Source organism: Streptomyces sp. NPDC003379, from assembly GCF_053589195.1.
In genome coordinates this window covers 1-2,749 of sequence record NZ_JBSFRK010000119.1, presented here as the reverse complement: position 1 = coordinate 2,749, position 2,749 = coordinate 1, and the positions used below count along the sequence as shown (strand labels likewise).

General features: G+C 67.2%; 2 protein-coding genes. Both read left to right on the top strand.

Going from position 1 to position 2,749, the window contains the following annotated elements; genetic code table 11:
* Window positions 1–170: 170 nt before the first annotated feature.
* Window positions 171–713 carry a hypothetical protein gene (locus ACWDVB_RS40155; protein WP_451518622.1) on the top strand — a complete coding sequence of 181 codons (543 nt, stop codon included), beginning with the start codon at window positions 171–173 and terminating at the stop codon, window positions 711–713.
* Window positions 700–2,238: a terminase large subunit domain-containing protein gene (locus ACWDVB_RS40150; RefSeq protein ID WP_451518623.1), complete on the top strand. Its 1,539-nt coding sequence runs from the start codon at window positions 700–702 to the stop codon at window positions 2,236–2,238. Before ACWDVB_RS40155 ends, ACWDVB_RS40150 begins: the two co-directional genes overlap by 14 nt.
* Window positions 2,239–2,749: the final 511 nt, after the last annotated feature.

Sequence of the window (2,749 nt, the reverse complement as noted above, 5' to 3'; positions counted from 1 at the left end):
TACTTCCGCCAACTCTGACACCTCCCGGGCGGACGCCCTCGGGCGCCCGCCCGGTCGGCAGTCATCTACAGGTCCACTTCCGGAACAGGCCCTAGTAGTGCCGCGAGGCTGGAACGGCAGCTTCAATCAGGGATCATGGACAGTAGGCGCGGGGTCCAGGGAGTTGTGTCATGGGCCGCCCCAACCGGGCCACCCGGGCTGCCATCACCCAGCGCCGTGCCGACGCCATCGACCTCAAGCTCGCCGGAGTCGACTGGCTGACGATCGGCCGTAAGCTCGCCGCTGACCCCGCGATCAACACAGATGGGGTCGCGTACCCGCAGGGGTACGGCATCGACAAGTACAAACGGCAGCAGGAGCCGCCCACTGACAAGCGGCTCATCGAGCTCGCCTGCAAAGACGTCTCCAAGGCGTTGGCCGAGCGCACCACTGCCCTGGACGACCGCACCGCCGAGCTGCGGCAGCTCATGGTGGAGCGCCTGGAGCGGCTGTTCTTCGGCGTCTACCGGGCCGCGATCCGCAACGGTGACTACCAGGCCGTCGACCGTGCGGTCCGCATCATCGAGCGCAGCAGCCGCCTCCTGGGCCTGGACCGGCCCGTCCGCACCGAGGTGTCCGGCCCGGACGGTGGCGCAGTACAGGTGGAGACCGCGGGCCTGGACGAGCTGGAGCGCCTGATCAACCTCGCCGGTGGCGAGGGTGAGAAGGGCTGACGAAGCGGCGGTTCTCGACCTCTACCGGACGCTTCCCGCTCAGCGCCGCCGTGAGATAGCCGCCGCCTCCACGCCCGAACTCCGTGCCCGGCTCGTGCGTATCGAGCGTGAGCTGGCGATGGACCGTTCGCCAGGGGCGATGGCTGCCGTACTCACCGACGGCCGCGAGATGCAGGCCCCGCACCTGGGGTTGATCGACGCTGCCTTCGAGCAGGTCGCCGCGGGCAAGCCGACAAGGCTCCTGCTGACGATGCCCCCGCGGCACGGCAAGAGCCGCAGGGCCGCCAGGTGGGCGCCGCTCTGGTACCTGCGGCGCCGCCCCGAGCACCGGGTGATGATCGCCAGCTACTCGTCCGACCTAGCCGACGATCACGGCAGGTGGATCAGGGACGCGATCCTCAACTACCAGCCCCAGCTCGGCATCAGTCTGCGGCCCGGCTCGTCCGCCGCCAACCGCTTCGACCTCACCGGAACCGAGGGCGGCGCGGTCATGGCCGGTGTCGGCGGAGGCCTCACCGGCAAGGGCGCCCACCTGGCGGTGGTCGATGACCCGATCAAGGACGCGGCCGAGGCCTCCTCGCCCACGATGTGCAAACGGCTGTGGGAGTGGTGGCAGGCCGTCCTGCTGACCCGTATCGAACCGGGCGGCTCTGTCATCCTGATCCAGACCCGTTGGGATGAAGACGACCTTGCGGGTCGGGTCCTGGCTGATGAGGGCGAGCGGTGGACCGTCATCGATCTGCCCGCCGTTGCCCTCTCCGCCGACGATGCCCTTCAGCGCCCCGTCGGGGCGCCGCTGTGGCCCGAGCGGTACGACGCCGACGCCCTCGCCGAGATCCGCCGCTCGGTGGGCGAGCGCGTGTGGTGGTCGCTGTACATGCAGCAACCGCGTCCCCAGGCCGGCGGCGTATGGCAGTGGTCGTGGATCACGAACAACCGGATCGCCGCAGCTCAGTTCCGTGGAATTGACCTCACGCGGATCGTCGTCGCCGTCGACCCCGCGGGCGGCGAGTCCGCGGTGGGGGATGAGACCGGCATCGTGGCCGCAGCCCGCGACCGCGACGGGCACCTCTACGTCCTGGACGACCGCTCCGCCAACCAAGGCGCGGATGCCTGGGGCCGCGAAGCGTGTCTGCTCGCCATCGAGCTGCGTGCTGACGCCATCGTGGTCGAGTCCAACTTCGGTGGAGACATGAGCAGCCAGATCCTCCACCAGGCATGGCAGGAACTCGTCCGCGAGGTGCGCACCGAGAACATGCTCATGCCCGCGGTCCTGCCCGTGACCGCCAAGAGCGGCAAGCGACTGCGAGCGGAACCGATCGCCCAGCTCTACGAACAGGGCCGAGTGCACCACGTCGGTGAGTGGCCCACCCTCGAGCAGCAGATGGTGACCTGGGTGGCGGGCATGGACAGCCCCGACCGCATGGACGCAGCCGTACATGGGCTGACGCAACTGGCTGGTATGGCGCAGCAGAATACCGCGCTGGCCCCCTACCGAGATGATCGGTTGGTGCGGCGGCGGTAGCGAGACTGCGCGAATTCAGAAGGGAAGGCCACCATGTCCCATGGTGGAAATCCATGACGTATTGTCGCGCATCAAAACGAAGCGGCCAGGAGCAGACCCACTCTCATTCAGGTAGATTTTTTCCCATACGCCAGGAAAATCCCGCTCACGTTTAGCCCATCCACTAATGAAGGCGGTAACCCTCCCGCTACTAGAATTTGCCAACTTCGGGTGGCTCCACAGCCTGTCCAGATCGGCAACCGTCGAGTCGTGGACTAGCTCTTGACCACTGGAGTTCCTGCGCCTCGTGGTCCCCAGACGGGCGAAAAACCGGACGCCTGACCCGGCTGAGGGCCCCGGTCCAACAGCCATGACGTCATCGACACTTGCTACTGAGTTTTTCGTTAGTTCTGTGGTGTTTCGGGATGGATTGACAGTCCGGTGTGGGTGAGGAAGGACCACGGGAGTTGCTCATTGGAGCAGATCCGGTGGATGCCGCGTTCGGCCGCGTCGGCGACATCGGCAAGGTGGT

Bases quoted from the DNA above. Each gene is read 5' to 3' on its own strand.
- ACWDVB_RS40155 (WP_451518622.1), top strand. From the start codon at position 171: ATGGGCCGCCCCAACCGGGCCACCCGGGCTGCCATCACCCAGCGCCGT.